Below are 17,457 nucleotides of genomic sequence, written 5' to 3' on the forward strand. Positions count from 1 at the left end.
AGGGCGTGCGCAATGAATGCACTGTTAACGCAGATAGTTATGGAACTGAAGTCGGGAAATATCCGCCGTTGTGAGGCGATAGGGTTAACCCTGGAAGAGATTCAGGAACTAAACAGCTTAACGGTTGAGGATCTGCATTATCTGGTGAATACGCCAGTCTCGCTTCTGACCTTCCACATCAACCATACCAACCTTATCACCATGCTGGCGCAGGCCCGTCGTGAGCAGACCCGGACACAGCGTATCGACAGGGCATTAACGTTGGGTGGTTCTATCGAGCTGATGCAGCATTTTTTTGGCCTGACGGCGGCGGAGGTTAGCTCCCGGCGACGGCTGGTCGGTGTTGTAACCCGACAGGGGCGCAGCCAGATCCCCACAGAAGAGCAGGAGGTGGCGGTGTGGCAGCAGTGGAAGGCTTCGAACGTTGACAACATGGAATCACTGGATGCGCTGGAAGCCATGATGTTAATCGCTGAGCAGCAGGACATTTCGTTAACTTCAGTCTGGACGCTAACCAAAGGATGGAGTGCCGCCTGATGGCCGTTGTTCCCGTTGATGATGTTATCCAGTGTACGCTGGCGAAGATGCAAAACCGGATTGAGCAAAAGGCGCAATCCGGCGAGCAGAGTAATGAGCAGAGCGGATTGCTCTTTCTGGGGAACGTGCATGACGCCGTTCCCCGGCGCTTATTCCTGGACAGCCGATTATCACCGCTGGATAAGATGGCGTGGGTGATGATCCGGCTGTATGCACAGCAAAACGATGGGGCTGTCTTTCCTACCTATGACGAATTGCAGTGCCAGCTGGCGTTACCGCATTCGGATAAAGCCTCCCGGGAGACGGTCAGCCGGACGTTGCTGATGCTGCGTCTTACCGGGTGGCTGAGTCTCTGCAAGCGTGTCAGAGATAAATCCGGGCGCATTCGCGGCAATATCTATGCCCAGCATGATGAGCCGTTGGGGCTGTTTGATGCAGAATATTTTGATCCCGGCTGGCTTGATGCCGTTGCTGATGCCTGCCGACATACCAATAAAACGATACGCCTGACAGCGCTGGCCGTTTTGCAGGATATCAAATCTGACACCCGTATGCGCCACCGGCACTCACGCGTTGCGCTGATCGAAGCACGGTTATCCTCCCCACAAAATCCGCAGGAAATGTTGTCATCACGGCAGAAGAGTAACCCCGGTTCTGAAACCGAACCAAGTCAAAAATTGCAGGGTTCGGAATCCGAACTTAGTGCTCTGAAGGGGGATATTTTACCGGGTTCGGATTCCGAACTAAGCCGGAAATCAAGGGATGGCGACTTAGTTCGAAAATCGAACCGTTACGTACGTAGTTTTACACAGAGTGTAAAAGATACGTACGTAGGGAGCGAAGGCCGATTGTCGTGGCCGACGGCGGTGATCGAGCGGCTGAACACGCCTGACCGGGATATGCTGGAGCAGCAACTTAATGCTCTGCCAGGTGAACTGGGGCAACGGATCCTGGACGATCTGGCTGGTCGCATGAAAGCGACGGAAGTCAGGAACGTCACGGCCTACCTGCTGGCGAACCTTAAACGGGCGAGGGAAGGGCTGTTTAACTTCGGAGAAGTAGCATCCGGGTCTTCTCCTGCAAACCAAAATTCAGTGGCTATTCCACCATGTGGCGGGAAAAAAGAGGTCAAACGCGCTCGGCGGGAGTTTGTATCTGGTGTGATGGCTGATATCCGAGGGAATTATTTCAGGTCATAAAGTGAGCACTGTTGACACTGTCAACAGTGGCTGAATCAAAATTAATCAAGCCAGACTTGCGAGTAGCTACTCAACATTGCGGAATGTGCTCGGTCTGAGTTGAGGGTTAAAAGGGATATAAGGTATTTAAGCTATGAGCAGCAGTAGTTTCTGAACTCATCTTGTAAAGATGACAGGTTTTGAATAAAAAATTCCTATTCTTGATATACCTTTAAAGGATTAATGCTGTTAATGTAATATTGATGGCATCGATACTTGATTAGGTATTTAATATGAGACATATTTGGGGTTATAAGAGAGAGCAACGAGAGAAAAGGCTGAAAGAGGGACGTCTTTCTTACGATAAGTTAACCACAGATGACAAGTTAATAATTAGTATGAGGAAAGACTTTGAGAGCGGGAAAGCTCCTGAGCTTTATTTGCTGTGGCACTCAGTCTTAACTGCTATATCATTTGCATTTTTCATCGGTCTTTTTAGTGCTGAGGGGTTTTATCATAAATCCTATGTCCTAATTAGCTCGTCTATTTTTTTTACGATCTCACTGGTTATGAATGGGATTTTTTCTATTTTCTATCAAGCAGCAAACAAAATGTTTGATGGGAATCATATGTTTAAAATTCATTTGAACAATAAAATAGAGTACGCAAGATTAATTGCATTATTGTCCCCGTTTATTGCAACTCTGTTGTTAATATTCTTTTATTCTATTTTGGCAACAATCCTTGGTATCATGGCAATAGCAATAACAGGTTTTATATTTTATAGGGCTATTAATCATGATTTAATTAAATTAGAGAGCGAGATTCGTAAGCAATGGAGGAACGCTCTTAAAAATGATGATATTGAAACATTAGATAGAATAGAAAGAAGGTACGGTTGAAGTGAAATGCTCCTGTGTCTGATTTGACGAGTTTCTTTCAGCTGGGAGCAAGTTCTTTAGTCTAGACTATGGGATAAGATTGCGACGAATAATCATTTATCTTTGGAGTCGATTACATTTTTCGTATAAAATTTCTGTTCTCTGTTTAATATTTTCAGCATAATGCAAAGCCTTATGGCAGTTAGGGCATAGGGCAACACAATTTTCAGGTGTATCCGGCCCACCTTTTGATAAAGGAATTACGTGGTGTACTTCAAGATAGGGGATACCTAGACTATTTATAAAGGGACCAAGCTTAGAACAGTTCTCACATATTCCGTTACTTATTTTTAATATGTAAGAAACTACATCAGGACATCTTAGATAGACGTCTACCTTTGTTGTTGATTTGCATGGTTTAGCTACTCCGACAGGTTTTATTAATTTTTTATTTAAAAGCTTGAACGCTCGGTTGGATAATATTTCTAAATTATCTGTGAGGCCAAAATTACAACTGTCCTCCCCAAATACAATCTCTTTCCAATCATTTTGCGATTGAAGTTCCTCCGCATGTAGAAAAATCCTTTTTGTTCCATTTCCAATTGGTTTTTCTTTTTTTGCATATGCACTAAAAAATTTTTGTTTTCTACATAACTCCAGTCTCAACTTTTCAGCATTAACTTGGTTAATATGAAAATAACCATCGTCAGAATTTGAAAGCCTGCGTTCATCTTTTGATGGCATGTTTTTCAAGAGAGGTTCTGATGCAATAAAAGCATCAAGTTTCTTGATTTTTTTTACTTGCATACGATAAATTATCGTTTTTAGTGCTTCATTGTATTGTGGGTTGTTTTTTTGTCCCCAAGATTCTAAAAATAAACCATATAGCCCGTCCTGATTTTCCAGTCTACATTTAGAATCTAACTGAGAACCATTCAAGCCCATAACAAACATAATATCCATACCAGCTAATCCATTTAACAAGTGAAATGATTTATCAGTAAATTTAAGGTTAGATACATTTCCCAAATCTATGAAAGTTATACCATGAAGAGTGCGGAAAGTGGATCTGATGAGGTGATTTTGAACTCATAATTTACATTGAATTTGAAAAATAGTTTCCCATTGTGTTCCCTACTAACGACCAATGATTATCTCCATCTCGTTAACTCTCAACGGATGGATTTTCATGTCAGACAATACAGATAAGAAAGCCGGTGCGCTGCATTCTGAATTGCGCATCGAGCTACATACCCAATACGCCATTAACACCTGGAGCGGGCGACCAGCCTCGGATGGCAAGCCTTCGCTCATCGGAATGCCGCTGTTTTTCCGACTCATTTCCCGGATTAACCGCGATTCACTGGCGGATAATCCGTGGGCGGATGTGGCTCTGGTGGAAGTGGAGACGTTACTAGAGACTGCCAGCCAACAGCTCCAGAAGTGGCTGAACGAAATCGATGCCCTGATGGCGATGCTGCCAGCTAACGCTTCTGTTTCCGGAGTCACTTCCACCGCACCGCTGAATATTGGCGTTCACAGTCATACTCCCCTGGGATACCGCTGCGTTTACCTCCTGGTTGGATTTGATCAGCTTATTCTGCGCGTCTTCCAGGCGCATCACTACGGTCTGATGTCGCTGAAAGAGCGCAAAGCCTGGTTACATCGTGGTAGCCATCAAATTCGCCGTATCTTCTCGGTTGCCCTGCGTTACCGTTCTCATCCCGTTACCCGGCAGGATATTGCCTCAGATAACGACATTGCCCGGCAGGGTATCGAACTATTTGGGGAACTGGACGGGGCGATTCTGCTGGGAACCCGCCGTTCCCGCTTTTCTCCGCCAGTAAGCGCCGAAAGTATTAAGGCGCTGAAAGCCGCCTTCAAACGTCGGTCACGCAAAGAGAAAGCGGCAAAGCAGGAGGTGCAGGATGATCAGCAATAAAACCGCTTTTACCGGGTTGCTCATCCTGAGTTCTTGTCTGAGTGGATGTGCGAGTGTTGACAGTGTCAACAGTGCGATAAACCAGATTAGCGGTGGGATCTTCTCAGTTGGTTCCGCACCGGCAGACAGTGGTCCGGTGGTGTTGTCGAAAGGCGCACCGCAGGCCAGCCACAAAATCGCGCAGGAATACCGTGTTCCTGTTGACGTAGATACGGCAGCTGCGCGGGTAAAACGCTACTACGGCTTTATCTCGGCTGAAGAAGTGGCGCAACTACGGAATAACGGTACGCAAAGTGGAGGATGGACTGCCGCTTCAGTAGCCGATGGCGCATGGGTATGGGATGGGCAACCCGGGAGTTATTACAAAATGGGGCGCGACTGGGGAAGCGAGAATACCAACGACAGCGTTCAGGTCGAACTGGAGAAAAACGGTTCTGGTAGCCGCATGTATATCACCTTTCATTCCAGTCTGGCCTCTCATACCACTGTGGCTTATACCAGCAAGCTGTTTGAGAATATGAAGAGCGTGGCGGAAGGGACGATCCGATGAAGCTCTTTCTCTGTGAAAAACCCAGTCAGGGACGCGATATTGCCGCTGTGCTGGGTGCTACAAAGAAAATGCCGGGTTATCAGACCGGAAACGGGGTGTGCATCACCTGGGGTTTTGGTCACCTGCTGGAACAGGCCAGTCCGGATGCCTACGGTGAACAGTTCGGTGTTCCCTGGCGTACTGACGTATTACCGGTATTACCGACAACATGGCAAATGCGGGTTAAACCGGATGCGTCGACTCAGTTCTCCGTTATTCAGAAACTGCTGAAACAGGCCAATACGGTAGTAATTGCCACCGATGCGGATCGGGAAGGAGAGGTGATTGCCCGTGAAATCCTCGACTACTGCCACTATCAGGGAAAGGTTGAGCGGTTATGGCTCTCGGCGCTGGATGAGGCCAGCGTTCGTGCCGCGCTGGCGGCGATAAAGCCTGGAAGTGCGACTTTACCCTACTATTTAGCCGGTCTTGGCCGCGCCCGGGCTGACTGGCAGATCGGTATGAATATGACGCGGCTATATTCGGTCAAGGCCAGGGAGAACGGCTATGGCAGCGTTTTATCTGTGGGGCGAGTGCAGACGCCGACTCTAAACCTGATCGTGGAACGCGATCGTGATATTGCGCAGTTTGTCCCGAAGCCCTACTGGAATGTCGTGGTGCAGCTGACAGCGAGAGGGATCGCATTTCAGGCACAGTGGGTGCCAGCAGCGGCGTATTGTGATGAGGAAAAACGCTGTATTAACCCAACGGCTGCGCAGCAGGTGGTTCAGCTTTGCCAGAAAACCGGACAGGCGACGGTCGCAGAGGTTGAGACCAAAAGGGAAACGGAGTCTGCTCCGCTGGCATTTGATCTCGGTACGCTACAACAAGCCTGTTCCCGCCGTTTTGGCTATGGTGCCCAGCAGGTGCTGGATATTGCGCAAGATTTGTATGAAACCCACAAAGCGACGACGTACCCTCGCACCGACTGCGGCTATCTGCCGACATCAATGCGCAGTGAGATTGGGCAGGTGATGACCTCGATACAGCAAAGCGACCCCTCTTTATCTGCGATCATGTCGCAGCTTGATATGAAGCATGTTTCGCGCATCTGGAATGACAAAAAGATCACCGCACACCACGGTATTATCCCCACAAAGCAGCCCTGTGGTCTGGCAAAAATGAGTGAACAGGAGCGCAACGTTTACCAGCTTATCCGGCTGCATTATCTGGCCCAGTTCCTACCGAACCATGAAGTGGATGCCACACGGGTTTCGCTGCATTGCAGTGGGCAGTTATTTAAGACAAGCGGTAAAGTTGTGGTTGTTGCTGGCTGGAAGAGTCTGTTTGGTAAAGATGCTGAAGAGGATGCAGGTGATGCCGGTGATAAGGCCCGGTTACCTGCAATGGCTAAAGGGAGCGTATGCCAGGTCACTGGAGCGGAAGCAAAACCCCAGCAGACGAAACCACCTGAGCACTATACGGAAGGGACATTGATTGCGGCGATGAAGAATGCGGCGCAGTTTGTTACCGATCCACGCCTTAAAAAGATCCTCAAAGAGAACGCGGGGCTGGGAACGGAGGCGACCCGGGCTGGCGTAATTGAAACGCTTCTGAAGCGTGGTTTTGTGGTGAAGAAAGGCAAGCATCTGCTGGCGACACCTATTGCGGCTGATTTAATGGCTGTGTTACCGGCACAGCTTAAAGATCCGGGGATGACGGCGCTCTGGGAGCAGTCGTTGGATGACATTGCTGAAGGCCGGACGTCATTTGATGACTTTATGGCGAAACAGTCCGCCTGGACAATGCAACTGGTGGCAAAGGGGCAGCAGCAGACGGTGAAGATCACGTTACCGCCTTCTCCGTCATGCCCAATTTGCGGTGGGACAACCCGGCAGCGCACGGGGAAATCAGGCGCATTCTGGGGATGCATTAATTATCCTGACTGCAATGGAATTGTGAATGTTGGGGCCAAGAACCCCCCTCGTCGGCGGAAAAGCCCGGCAAAGAAAAGTGGCTGACTGGCTTTATGTTTTTGATTGGAAGCGTGGCGTGAATTTGTTATTTTGCAGATGGCTTTGAAGTACCCCGCGACTGCGGTAATCCGATTTTTCGGTCTTACAGGCGGATGATTGGACAGTATGGCAACCCATTTTGTTACCTGGATGAGGTTGTAAGGCGTGACCCTCCGTGAGATTACACGTCGGCCAAAAAAGGCTCTGGCCCGGAGAAGTGACATTGATGATGAACCAGTGGTACAGGTTCAGAGGCACGATTCTAGGATGGAGTCGTGCCTTTTTTATATTGAAGTGTTAATATTAAGTAGGTGTAATAGAATTTTCTTCGTTTTGAGAATTCCGTTAGAAGGTTACGGAAATAGTAATAGCTTAGATAGGGGATAATGATATATGAATCAATTTTATAACAATAATAATCCCTTGTGGCTCCAGGATGGCAGCATTAGAAGTAAGATGATTAATTATACTCCGATGGATATTGTCAAGAGTATTCAGGAAAAAAGAATAAATATCAAACCATCATTTAAGAGTCATCATGATTGGCCTATAAGTTGGGCAAGCCGAATTATTGAGAGTTTAATATTGGGTTTTCCAATACAAAATATTATATGTGAAGAAAATGAATTTGGTGAGCTAACTGTACTTGATGGGACGAAAATTTTAAATAGCCTCTTTAGATTTTTTAATGGAGAGTTTAGACTGAAGGATCTGACATTAAGAAAGGACCTCAATGGCTGTATGTTGAATGAATTAAGCTATAGAGAGTATTCTTTTCTAATGGAGCGATACATATTTACATTTGTGATCATAAACTATGATTCTCCTAATATGTTAAAATATGAATTTTATAAAAGAATAAATGCAACTACGACAAGATTTACAGTGCAGTCGGCTAGAAATTATGCTTTTCCTAAAATGTTTGAAATGATAAAAAATATAGAGTCAATGACTGGTAATTCTATAAAGTATAACATATTTAAAAGCAATGCCAGTAGGGATGTATTTAAGAGTAGGACTGATATAGACCAATTTATTTTATTTTTATGTATGTTTGTTCTTGATGCTAATAATCATATTCCTAATGGTGAATATGCTATAACTGAAAAGTTAGATATGGCTGCTGAAGCTATGAATGACCCTTATCGGACGTCTGGTCTTGATAATTACGTTGCAAATTTATTGCGTGAATTTATTTGGAATGATATGAGGGGTAATTATATAAGCATTGAGGCGGTTCGTGAGTCTGATATAGAACAGTCGTCTGATATGATTTACTTATCTTCAGACGAATATATGAGTATGGAGAGATTTCTTTATAAATTTAACTCTTTTGTTCTCAGAGGGAATGGGCATTCTATAAATGATAGATTCCCTATGTATGAATCCGATGTTCCTAATTATTGGGATACAAAGCGAATTTATAAACAACAATATTAGGTGTTAAGATGATAAGAAATTTAGATATCAAAAATGTAAAGTGTTTTTCTTCGGCTAAATTTGATTTATCTCCTCTTACTGTATTTTGTGGTGCTAATTCAGTAGGGAAATCTACCGCAATACAGTGTATGCTTTTGTTAAGACAATCCTACAATTTAAACAAGTTTAAAACACAAGATATCAAACTAACTGGTGAGTTGTTCTCTGTTGGTCATGCAAAAGATTTATTATCTCAAAATAGCAAAGGGGATAATATTAGTATTTTTATTGATAAACAGGGTTTTGTGTCGAAGAACCTTAAGGATATCGATCTTGATGGTTATGTTCTGCCTTTAAATGATTGTGGGGTTATTGAACATGAATTTTTTGAGAACACATTTCATTATTTAAGTGCATATAGATTAGCGCCACAGAATAGCTATGATGTAAATTTTGACTCTAGCAATTTAGATCTAGGAATTTATGGGCAATTTGCAATATCAGAGTTAGAAAGAAATAGAAACAAACTTGCACTCAATCAGAAATTAGCTCGTATTATGGTCAATTTAAACAGAGGGGCAGAAGCATCTAAACCTGTTTTTGAAACCAATATACAAATGGCTAGTGAAGAAGATGATAATGAGCCTGATTTAGAAAAATTTGAAACTATTGATGAGATACTGAATAAAGTTGAGCAAGACAATCACAAAGAAAAAAATAATGCTAAGAATGATACTCAAGATAAGAATGAAGAGTACACACTTGAAGTTGCTTTGAAAGAATCAATGAAAAGAATCTGTAAAGGATTCAATATAGATCTTCAGTCGTATAAAGAATTGGACAAAGTGGCAACTAGTTTTAGCTCAAGCGAAACTGTTTATTCCGTCCGTCCTGTCAACACTGGTTTTGGCATAAGCTATGTCCTACCTATTATGCTGGCAGCACTATGTACTTCGCCAGGTGGTACCTTAATTGTTGAAAACCCTGAAGTGCATCTACATCCTTCTGCGCAGTCAGAATTAGCATTTTTCTTAGGGGTGGCATCACTCTGTGATATCCAAGTCATAATCGAAACACACAGTGACCATATCATAAATGGAATTAGATTGTTCGCTAAAAAAAATACTCTAGAACTAAATCATATTACCATTAATTCAATCCGTTCGGGATTAGAAGGAAGGATTATAACTAAAATTGAGATTGATGAGGATGGTAGTTTAACGGATATAGATGATGGTTTTTTTGACCAAGCAGAAAAAGATCTTATGAGGTTGTTTGCATGAAAGTCTATATAAATGATAGCTCTTTCATAGGGCAGGCTAAAAATGTAGATGATGCTATATCTCTATTGGATGAGTTAGTTGGAACTATTTATGAGATAAAAACATTTTCTTGTAAGAATAAAGGGGCAATTAGTAAGGGGCTTAAAGATTGCTGTATTATAAAAGATCTTTCATTGATTGAGTTTATTCATGGATTAGATCGAAAAATAAAAAAACAAAGAGAGGCGAAGGAGCGTTATCTTCAGGTTTTATGTACTAAGCCACATTATAAAAGCAAACATGGTCAAGGTGATACGATATTAGATGAGCAGGGAGAGTCATTGAGGAATACGTGTTTTGACTCTGCGGCCGTCTCAAAGTGTGGTGCAGTTGTTGTATCATTAAATAATTGTCCTAAATATTCCGCTAAAACGATTAAAGTTATTAGTTCGGTTGCTAATGAAAGAAATATTATGAATGTATCATATTTAATTGATGCAAAAAATTTAAGATGGAATTATGAGCCTAATCCCAAGCATAGAAATAAACCTAAAAACATAGGGAAGCATACTATTAGTGAAATGGATCTGAGTAATGATGTCGCTCAAAAAGTATTGACTAATGGTTTCTTTATTAATGAGAAAGTACTCTCATTTTATGAAAATAATTGGTATTGCTTTCCATCCCATTTAGCAAATAATTTTCATGGGTATAAAATAACATTTCATGAAAATAATAAACTATATGCTCATGTAAATAAAATAATGAATAGGATCTGTTTCACCCCTAGGGGGCAGATTTGGCATGGATATTGTTAATTGATGTTTTTGTGGCTACCCCCCTTTGTTGGTATTGCTTTTTAACTTCCCGATGCCAGATTTTTCTGGCGTTTTTTTTGCGCTGTAAAAACAGTTGTTCGTTGAGGGCATAGCGCTGGTTTCGCAAAGTTGGGCCTCTTTTGTCTGACTAAGGAACCTGCATGAATATTCATATCCCAATGGCTGTCTGCCTGACGGCCTGCATCCTGACCGGTTGTACGCAAAAGCTCCAGCAACCGGATACCCAACCTCATCCGACGGCGCTGAATGGCAATGTCCAACCTGCACGACTGGATGTTTATGCCGCCTCTCCCGAAGTTGTTCGCTATGACCGCTATCTGCTGGTTGATACTTCCCCCAGCGCCTCGCAGCGTGCTCCGCTGGAACAAACGATAGACATCCGCATTCCTGCGTCATTATCGCCGACCGTGGCGGATGCTATGCGTTATGCCCTGCGCCAGTCCGGGTACACGTTGTGTGGCACGACACTGGCGAACCGGGTGCTTTACAACCAGATGTTGCCTGCTGTGCATTATCAACTGGGGCCAATGCGCCTGAGTCAAGCATTACAGATCCTGGCCGGAGCGGCCTGGCAGCTTGAGGTTGATTCAGTGCAACGGATCGTCTGCCATTCGTTACGTGATGGCTATCGTTTGCCGCCGGAAGCGGTGAAAACGTCGCTCACTTCAGTCTCTGTGCCGCTACCTGCTCAACCCGTCAATATCACCGCTCCGGCTCCGCAGAGGATGCTGAAATGAACGAATCCGCTAGTTTCATGGAAATACCTGAAATGAAAGAGTCTGTAAGACCTGTACGCAGCAAACTCTGGGCGATAGTCCGTTACGGTTTAGGCGGGCTGGTTTTGTTTGCATTAGGCGGAACCACGTTTATCAGCCTGAAGCAGGTCCAGCTGCTTTCCGTCGAGGTCAGCCAGCTTAAAACTGCATTGCAGGGTAGCCCGGATATCGCGCCGCTCCAGGCACAGCTGACAACGCTGCAACAGCAGTTTGAAGCGTCACAAATGCAACTGGGTGGTATGGCTGACAAACCAGCGCTTGCAGCTTTGCAGCAGAAGATTGAGGCGCTGGAAATAACAGCGGATATCAACTGTAAGCGTGCAACTGAACGTGACCGGCGAAATTTTCTTTCTGCCAGGAAGCGTTTGCAGGAACGCGTTAACTGCGTGCTGGCTTCCGGGGAGGTATGTCATGGATAACATAACGACGATCGATATGCAGCCCGTTCCCTTTGGCCTAGTTCTTCTGAAATATCTGCATACTCCACGTCGCGTGGCTCCGTTCTTTGCGTGGGCTAAGCGTCTGGGCGATGAATATGATGAAACCAGCCGGTGGGAAGGTCGGGCGTTGTCAAACAACGGATTCTATCTTGTCCCCAACTCCCGTCTGACTTATGGCGTCAGTGTGGCCGGAAATGGCTATGAAGGCACCATGACGGCAGAGGCTTTTGGCATCATGCTGTCTTTGTTTGCCCTCGGGCAGATTGCCAATACGACGGAAGAGGACAGCGATATCCTGCTTTACCACGCTTTGCGTGATTACGCGTTGGATCACTCTGAATCGGCCGAAATTATGGCCGCGATAGACTGACTTTCTACTTTAGCCCGGGCAGGGATTTTTCTGCCTGTTACATAAATCCATATCACCCCTACCGGGAACTCGTTTCCCGCTGGGGAGGACGGTTCCTTTTTAATTATTGAGGAACTGACCATGATGACAGACCAGACAAATAGCATATTTTCTGCTGAAGATTTATGCGAGCTGGCAAAACTTGAAGGTGAATTGTTGGCTGTGGCCGCATTCGAACGTCTGGATATCGGAACACAACCGGATGAGGATAACTTCACGGATAATCAGTGGACGATTGCCAGTCTGGCCCGAACTTTTGCACGGGGATGTGTTGGCGATTTGCCGCGTTATGCGCACCCTTCATGCAAGGCTCTTTTCGATGAGGTTATGGAGCTTGCCAGAACTGTGTGCCCGGGAACCTGGGATCACTTTTTCAAGGCAGGACTGGATGAATCGATAGCTATGGCTGCGATGGACTGACTTTTTACTTTAACCCAGACGGGGATTGTTCTCCGTCTGGGAGCCATCCCCGTTTTTTTTTGATGGGAATGGCATATGACGAAGAAAACGACCAACCGCAAATCAGCCCCACGGCAGGATTTGTTCCAGACCGTTACCGATAAGATTATTACGGCGCTGGAGAACGGGACGAGACCCTGGCGTAAAGCATGGCAAACCGGAAAAGAGGGGTTGCCTGCTAATGCTATCACTGGCCGGAACTACAGCGGTATTAACGTGATGCTGTTATGGATAGATGCTGCCGATAAGGGATTTTATTCCAATCGCTGGCTGACGTTCAAACAGGCGCTGGATGCCGGTGGTAATGTCCGGAAAGGTGAAAAATCGACGCTGGTGACGCTGTTTAAACCATTCCAGAAAGAGGCTACGGATAGTAGCGGCCAGCCGGTGTTTGATGAGAACGGTGAGGTGGTCATGCGGGATCGCTGTTTTATGACCAGCTTCCACCTCTTCAACGTTGAGCAGTGTGAAAACCTGCCCGATAAGCTTTACCCGGAAATACCGGTTTTGCCCGACGTGGAACGTATTGCCCGGGCAGAACAGATAGCAGCCTGTAGCGGCGTGTCTGTGATACATCGCCATCAGGATCGTGCGTATTACCGCCCGGGTGTTGATCACATTATGATGCCGGAAGCCGCTCAGTTTGATTCGGCGGAAGACTACTACAGTACGCTGCTGCATGAACTGGTGCATTCCACTGGCCACGTTTCGCGACTGGCGCGTGAAGGCATTGTTTCCACTTCGAAGAAGTTCGGCGATCCAATTTATGGGTTTGAAGAACTCATAGCGGAGATGGGAGCAGCCTTTCTGTGTGCTGAACTTGGCATTAACGGCGACTTGCAACATGAGAGCTATATTGCCTCGTGGCTGCAAACGCTGAAGGAAGATAACCGCGCTGTATTTCGTGCCGCTCGCTTTGCCCGGGAAGCGTTTGAATACCTGGTGTTGCGTGAGCACGCGCTGGCAGCGTAGCCCACTTTACCAACATTGATTTAATCAACCCGTCACCTCTCAGGGGAAACATTCCCCTGAGAGGTTCTCATCCAAATCAAACAATACTTGCAAAAGAAGTGCTTTTAGCTGGTGCTATTACATAAGAAAAAGTTACTTCGTTACGATCGTCTGCATTTCGGCTTCGATATAGAGCTTCTTCAAGTTTAACAGCAAGATAGTAGCCTTGAATATTTTGCATTATCACAACATCTCCTGTTCCCACAGCCTCTACCTCATCAGATTTGAAGAATGAAGTAGATGCTGCATCAGTTATCTGACTGATTTCTTTAATGTCTGTGGCAAAACACAGAGAATGGATACTGGGCTGTCGTTTATAAATATAGGCATGGCCATGTCCTCCAATGCTCCAGGACACTTCAAATAGCATTTCTCCAGAACCAAGCCAATATTTACCCGTGACTCCAGGAAGTGGTAATTTCACTCGGCCTTTTAGTGCGGGAGAATGGTTTGTACCATCTGGCATGGGGGCAAGCTCAGGAGTTGTTGGTTGTCGAGAAAATGGACTATCTCCGGCAGGCGGGCGAGCTTTTAATTTTTTACCATGTAAGTCGTGAATGAGTGTGGCATAACTTTGTTCATAGTTTTTGTCATCAAAATATAGACGCAGTCTGGAGCCAACGAATGTTGGGACTGGATTACTCAATGAATTGTTAACAATTATTGGTATGACCCGATTATCGCCTAATTGATTCATAATTTGGGCCGAAATAATCATTTTCTCGTACCCAACCCCTCCAGACCTCTGAGCGTTAGCTTTTTGTATGTATGGTTCGGTACATATCACCATTACGCGGTCAGCTTCTGTTAGACCTTGCTCCATAAACAGAGTTAGATCGTCGCCCAATCCTACATCCCATTGATCAAGGAAAACATCAACACCATTACGTACCAGTCTGGTTGCTAGCTTTTCTACCCATTCTTTATGCTGTTCGCTGTCATGTGAGTAAGAAACGAAAAGCTTTGGTCTGACAATACTCATTGTTAAATATCTCCAAAGATACCGAGGTTGTTGCTGGCGCTTAACTGGTTTTCACCTTGCTCATAGCATTATGGAAAACATACTTATCTCATATGAAAGTGGCTACCGCAAAATTTGTAATTTCGGATAAATAGTTATTGATTGCTGTGGCAAGGCGGCTAGGTATGTTTAGAGTTTTACTATGTGAGAAGGCTCCATTCATGAAAGAGAACAAATCCTCAGTATCGTGTACCCGTATTGATGTTGACTGCTGTGATAGCAGTGCAGTTTTTGTGCTTGATAATGGTCATGATCATTTCGCCGTTTCCCTTGAAACGATACTCTCATGTCTGAAGGTGGCAGAGGAGCACGGCCATGTACCTGAAATTGACGCGGACTGGTGGTGTCTTATCGCTAACCATACTGCGTTGGGATACCCGTCATGAGGCATAACAATGGATGTATTCAAAATTTCCGTTGATACACAGCAGGTCCACAAGATTACCCAAGAGAACTTTGATCAGGTTACGAAAAAGCAGGCTCCCTGGTATCAGCCAATTAATGGTCACCAAGGATGGTTTGCGGTTTGCCCAGCATGTGACAACCCGATCCAGATTATAGGAATGCTTGAGCGTGATGCGCCATATGGGAAGCACTTCTTCCCGACTGCCGGTGCCATGGCTGTCCCGTTGAAAGGTCGTGTTGATAAGGAAGAATATGAGTGGTGCCCATATGCCAGCAAGAATAAGCATCTAACGAAAGATGATCGGCGAGCGGCGGGTAGTGAACTTGCTGTATTAATAAAACAAACCTTAATTGAGCAATTTGACCGGGTTATTTACCTGTTAGAAAAGGGAACTGGAATGAGGATTTCATTTGCCCTGGCGAAACAGATGCTTGAAGAATACCGCGCAGCTGAAGGCTGGCGCTACAGGGGAGCAACACGGCAGAATATACCTTGGGTATTTGCATACATGATGCAGGCTAAGCGGTTGAGAGGACGGATATTTTTCGATGCAAAATTTACCGAAGAACTCTTAACCAGACGACCAGATTTAACCTGGAATGCCAATGGGCAAATTGACATTAAGGACGATAAAAAATTCTGCGATTTGAGTTTTAGTTTCATCAGACATCGTCGCCATGTTGATCAACATACGTTGTCTGAAAGTATTGAGTTTAATATTGCGAACTCAAAACAGGAAACGGTATGCAAAAGGGAAATTATTTTTGAACACGACTATCTCCTGAAACTGATAAACAGTAAAAATGAAGCTAACAGGAAAATGAACCTTGTTGATCTTGCCAGAAGCGTGCTGGCCTGACAGGTTAAAAGTTCGAAATCGAATTGTGAGTTGTTGATTGCCCAATAAGAATCAGCGTTTAACGTAGCGGAATTTCCACTTAACAGGCTTCCGCTATGTTGAATCTGACATCTTTTCTCCGTCTGGGGCGTTCACGCCCGGATGCTCCGCCGACCGTTAAGGCGATAGAACCCTCTTTGCCTCCTGGCTACTTTCTGCCCATGACTGCCAGCGAACTGCTGGCGACAACCCGCCGTCAGCAGTGGCTGCAATCGCTCTGGGATTATTCGTCCCTGCCGAAAGACATGTATCGACAGTATTACCTTGCTCCACTGGAGCATTGTGTGACGCTGATGCAGCAATTTCCTCTTAAGGAAAGTGGGCCATATGCCCGTCCCGGAGGTATGGCTGACTATATGCTGGAAACTGTGTCGTATGCGGCGCGGTTGTCGAAAAGCTACATGTTGCCGGTTGGCGCTCCGCCTGAAGAACAGGCGGCGCAAAACGCGGCCTGGAATGCGGTGGTGGTTTATGCGGCAATGCTGCCTTCGCTTGAATATCTTTGTCATCTCCACGTCGAGCTGGATAACGGTAAACGCTGGTTTCCGTTACTGGATGCGCCTCCAGAATCTTATCGCTTTCGCTTTGCGCCGGAACAGTCTCCGGAACGGTTGCAAAGTTTTGGCGCAATGCTGGCGTGGAAGATTATCCCTCCAGAAGCGATTAACTGGTTGAGTAGCTGGCCGGAAGCTATTAAGACCCTGTCAACGTACCTGACCGGCTTTCGGGCGCAGTCGGGCGTGGTCAATGCCATTGTGTCTGAAGCTATTCGCCTCACTGCTGGCGCACTGGAAGGCGAGCAACCGGCTCCAGTTCAGGATGAATCATTGCAGGGTGACACGTTGCTGTCTGGATTAGCTGATGATGTGCCGGAGCTGGTTGTGTCGTATTCCGAAGAGGAAATCCTTCCGGCAGCGGAACCTGCTCCTGCGTCGGATGCAGAGCTGATATTCCCGGATGAGCAGAAAGGGCCGGATGATACTGATGCGTTGCTGGCAATGATGGGCTTCGCCAGCGCTGATGAAGCAGAAACCGGAGAAATCACGCCATCCGCCGAGTTGAACGATCCCGGAGAGGCATTCTGGCAATGGCTGGTCACGGGATGTCGTTCTGGCAGTCTGGTCCCGAACAAACCTGAAGGGCGGATTCATCTGGTCGCCGGTTACGTGTTTCTGCGTGCGCCGGGGATTTTTCACCAGTATCTGACGGAGACGAACACGGCGGGAGAGGATAAGGCCCGGCTTCAGAAAGCATTTGAGAGACAGGGGCATCATCGGCAGGACAATGGCACGATGTATACCTGCCAGCTGTACCAAAACGAGCAACGGGAAGGGCGCTTTCAGAAACTGAGTGGCTACCTGGTACTTGCCAGTAAGGTCTATGACAGCGATAACAATCCAGGGGATAACCCGTTATTGATTGTTATATAAGGATA

General features: G+C 45.7%; 18 protein-coding genes. 16 read left to right on the forward strand and 2 right to left on the reverse strand.

Features of this window, described 5'->3' with window-relative positions:
* Nucleotides 1–12: 12 nt before the first annotated feature.
* The 3 genes from C7387_RS15615 to C7387_RS15625 all read left to right on the forward strand — a co-directional run bounded on the left by C7387_RS15615 (nt 13) and on the right by C7387_RS15625 (nt 2,617).
* Nucleotides 13–537 (forward strand): DUF2857 domain-containing protein, encoded by a 525-nt coding sequence (locus C7387_RS15615; RefSeq protein ID WP_120817036.1) that lies wholly within the window; start codon nt 13–15, stop codon nt 535–537.
* Nucleotides 537–1,736, forward strand: coding sequence for an STY4528 family pathogenicity island replication protein (locus tag C7387_RS15620; protein ID WP_120817037.1), 1,200 nt, complete (start codon nt 537–539; stop codon nt 1,734–1,736). Before C7387_RS15615 ends, C7387_RS15620 begins: the two co-directional genes overlap by 1 nt.
* Before the next feature lie 272 nt (nt 1,737–2,008).
* Entirely contained in the window at nt 2,009–2,617 is a 609-nt protein-coding gene (locus C7387_RS15625) for a hypothetical protein (protein WP_120817038.1), read from the forward strand.
* Nucleotides 2,618–2,713: 96 nt separating this feature from the next.
* On the opposite strand, the gene C7387_RS23275 is transcribed toward C7387_RS15625, so the two are convergent.
* Nucleotides 2,714–3,559 (reverse strand): HNH endonuclease, encoded by an 846-nt coding sequence (locus C7387_RS23275; protein ID WP_120817039.1) that lies wholly within the window; start codon nt 3,557–3,559, stop codon nt 2,714–2,716.
* A 226-nt stretch (nt 3,560–3,785) separates the two neighbouring features.
* On the opposite strand from C7387_RS23275, the gene C7387_RS15635 reads away from it, so the two are divergent.
* The 11 genes from C7387_RS15635 (at nt 3,786) to C7387_RS15685 (ending at nt 13,658) form a co-directional block, all read left to right on the forward strand.
* A complete protein-coding gene (locus tag C7387_RS15635; protein WP_120817040.1) occupies nt 3,786–4,538 on the forward strand; it encodes a PFL_4669 family integrating conjugative element protein in 753 nt (250 codons plus the stop codon).
* Nucleotides 4,525–5,088, forward strand: coding sequence for a hypothetical protein (locus tag C7387_RS15640; RefSeq protein WP_120817041.1), 564 nt, complete (start codon nt 4,525–4,527; stop codon nt 5,086–5,088). The genes C7387_RS15635 and C7387_RS15640 overlap by 14 nt, the downstream gene beginning before the upstream one ends.
* Nucleotides 5,085–7,088: a DNA topoisomerase III gene (locus C7387_RS15645; protein ID WP_120817042.1), complete on the forward strand. Its 2,004-nt coding sequence runs from the start codon at nt 5,085–5,087 to the stop codon at nt 7,086–7,088. Before C7387_RS15640 ends, C7387_RS15645 begins: the two co-directional genes overlap by 4 nt.
* Nucleotides 7,089–7,475: 387 nt before the next feature.
* Nucleotides 7,476–8,522, forward strand: coding sequence for a DUF262 domain-containing protein (locus C7387_RS15650; RefSeq protein ID WP_120817043.1), 1,047 nt, complete (start codon nt 7,476–7,478; stop codon nt 8,520–8,522).
* A gap of 8 nt (nt 8,523–8,530) precedes the next feature.
* Nucleotides 8,531–9,784 (forward strand): AAA family ATPase, encoded by a 1,254-nt coding sequence (locus tag C7387_RS15655; protein WP_120817044.1) that lies wholly within the window; start codon nt 8,531–8,533, stop codon nt 9,782–9,784.
* The gene (locus C7387_RS15660) at nt 9,781–10,581 is read left to right on the forward strand and encodes a hypothetical protein (RefSeq protein WP_120817045.1); all 801 of its coding nucleotides are present in this window, start codon (nt 9,781–9,783) and stop codon (nt 10,579–10,581) included. Before C7387_RS15655 ends, C7387_RS15660 begins: the two co-directional genes overlap by 4 nt.
* 161 nt (nt 10,582–10,742) lie before the next feature.
* Nucleotides 10,743–11,339, forward strand: a complete 597-nt coding sequence (pilL2, locus tag C7387_RS15665; RefSeq protein WP_120817046.1) for a PFGI-1 class ICE element type IV pilus protein PilL2 — start codon at nt 10,743–10,745, stop codon at nt 11,337–11,339.
* A complete protein-coding gene (locus tag C7387_RS15670; RefSeq protein ID WP_244922383.1) occupies nt 11,336–11,797 on the forward strand; it encodes a hypothetical protein in 462 nt (153 codons plus the stop codon). Before pilL2 ends, C7387_RS15670 begins: the two co-directional genes overlap by 4 nt.
* A complete protein-coding gene (locus tag C7387_RS15675) occupies nt 11,790–12,188 on the forward strand; it encodes an antirestriction protein (RefSeq protein ID WP_120817047.1) in 399 nt (132 codons plus the stop codon). Before C7387_RS15670 ends, C7387_RS15675 begins: the two co-directional genes overlap by 8 nt.
* A 120-nt stretch (nt 12,189–12,308) precedes the next feature.
* Nucleotides 12,309–12,647 carry a hypothetical protein gene (locus C7387_RS15680; RefSeq protein WP_120817048.1) on the forward strand — a complete coding sequence of 113 codons (339 nt, stop codon included), beginning with the start codon at nt 12,309–12,311 and terminating at the stop codon, nt 12,645–12,647.
* A 75-nt stretch (nt 12,648–12,722) separates the two neighbouring features.
* A complete protein-coding gene (locus C7387_RS15685; RefSeq protein ID WP_120817049.1) occupies nt 12,723–13,658 on the forward strand; it encodes an ArdC family protein in 936 nt (311 codons plus the stop codon).
* A 76-nt stretch (nt 13,659–13,734) separates the two neighbouring features.
* Here the strand turns inward: C7387_RS15685 and C7387_RS15690 are convergent, their stop codons facing one another.
* Nucleotides 13,735–14,679, reverse strand: coding sequence for a toll/interleukin-1 receptor domain-containing protein (locus C7387_RS15690; protein ID WP_120817050.1), 945 nt, complete (start codon nt 14,677–14,679; stop codon nt 13,735–13,737).
* Between the two features lie 434 nt (nt 14,680–15,113).
* Between C7387_RS15690 and C7387_RS15700 the strand changes: the two genes are divergently transcribed.
* Together C7387_RS15700 and C7387_RS15705 are read left to right on the forward strand one after the other, a co-directional pair.
* Nucleotides 15,114–15,983: a hypothetical protein gene (locus C7387_RS15700; protein WP_120817051.1), complete on the forward strand. Its 870-nt coding sequence runs from the start codon at nt 15,114–15,116 to the stop codon at nt 15,981–15,983.
* A 95-nt stretch (nt 15,984–16,078) separates the two neighbouring features.
* Nucleotides 16,079–17,452: a TraI domain-containing protein gene (locus C7387_RS15705; protein WP_120817052.1), complete on the forward strand. Its 1,374-nt coding sequence runs from the start codon at nt 16,079–16,081 to the stop codon at nt 17,450–17,452.
* The last annotated feature ends 5 nt before the right edge of the window (nt 17,453–17,457 follow it).

Origin of the sequence: Yokenella regensburgei, from assembly GCF_003634235.1 — a bacterium.
In the GTDB taxonomy this organism is placed as follows: Bacteria; Pseudomonadota; Gammaproteobacteria; order Enterobacterales; family Enterobacteriaceae; genus Yokenella; species Yokenella regensburgei.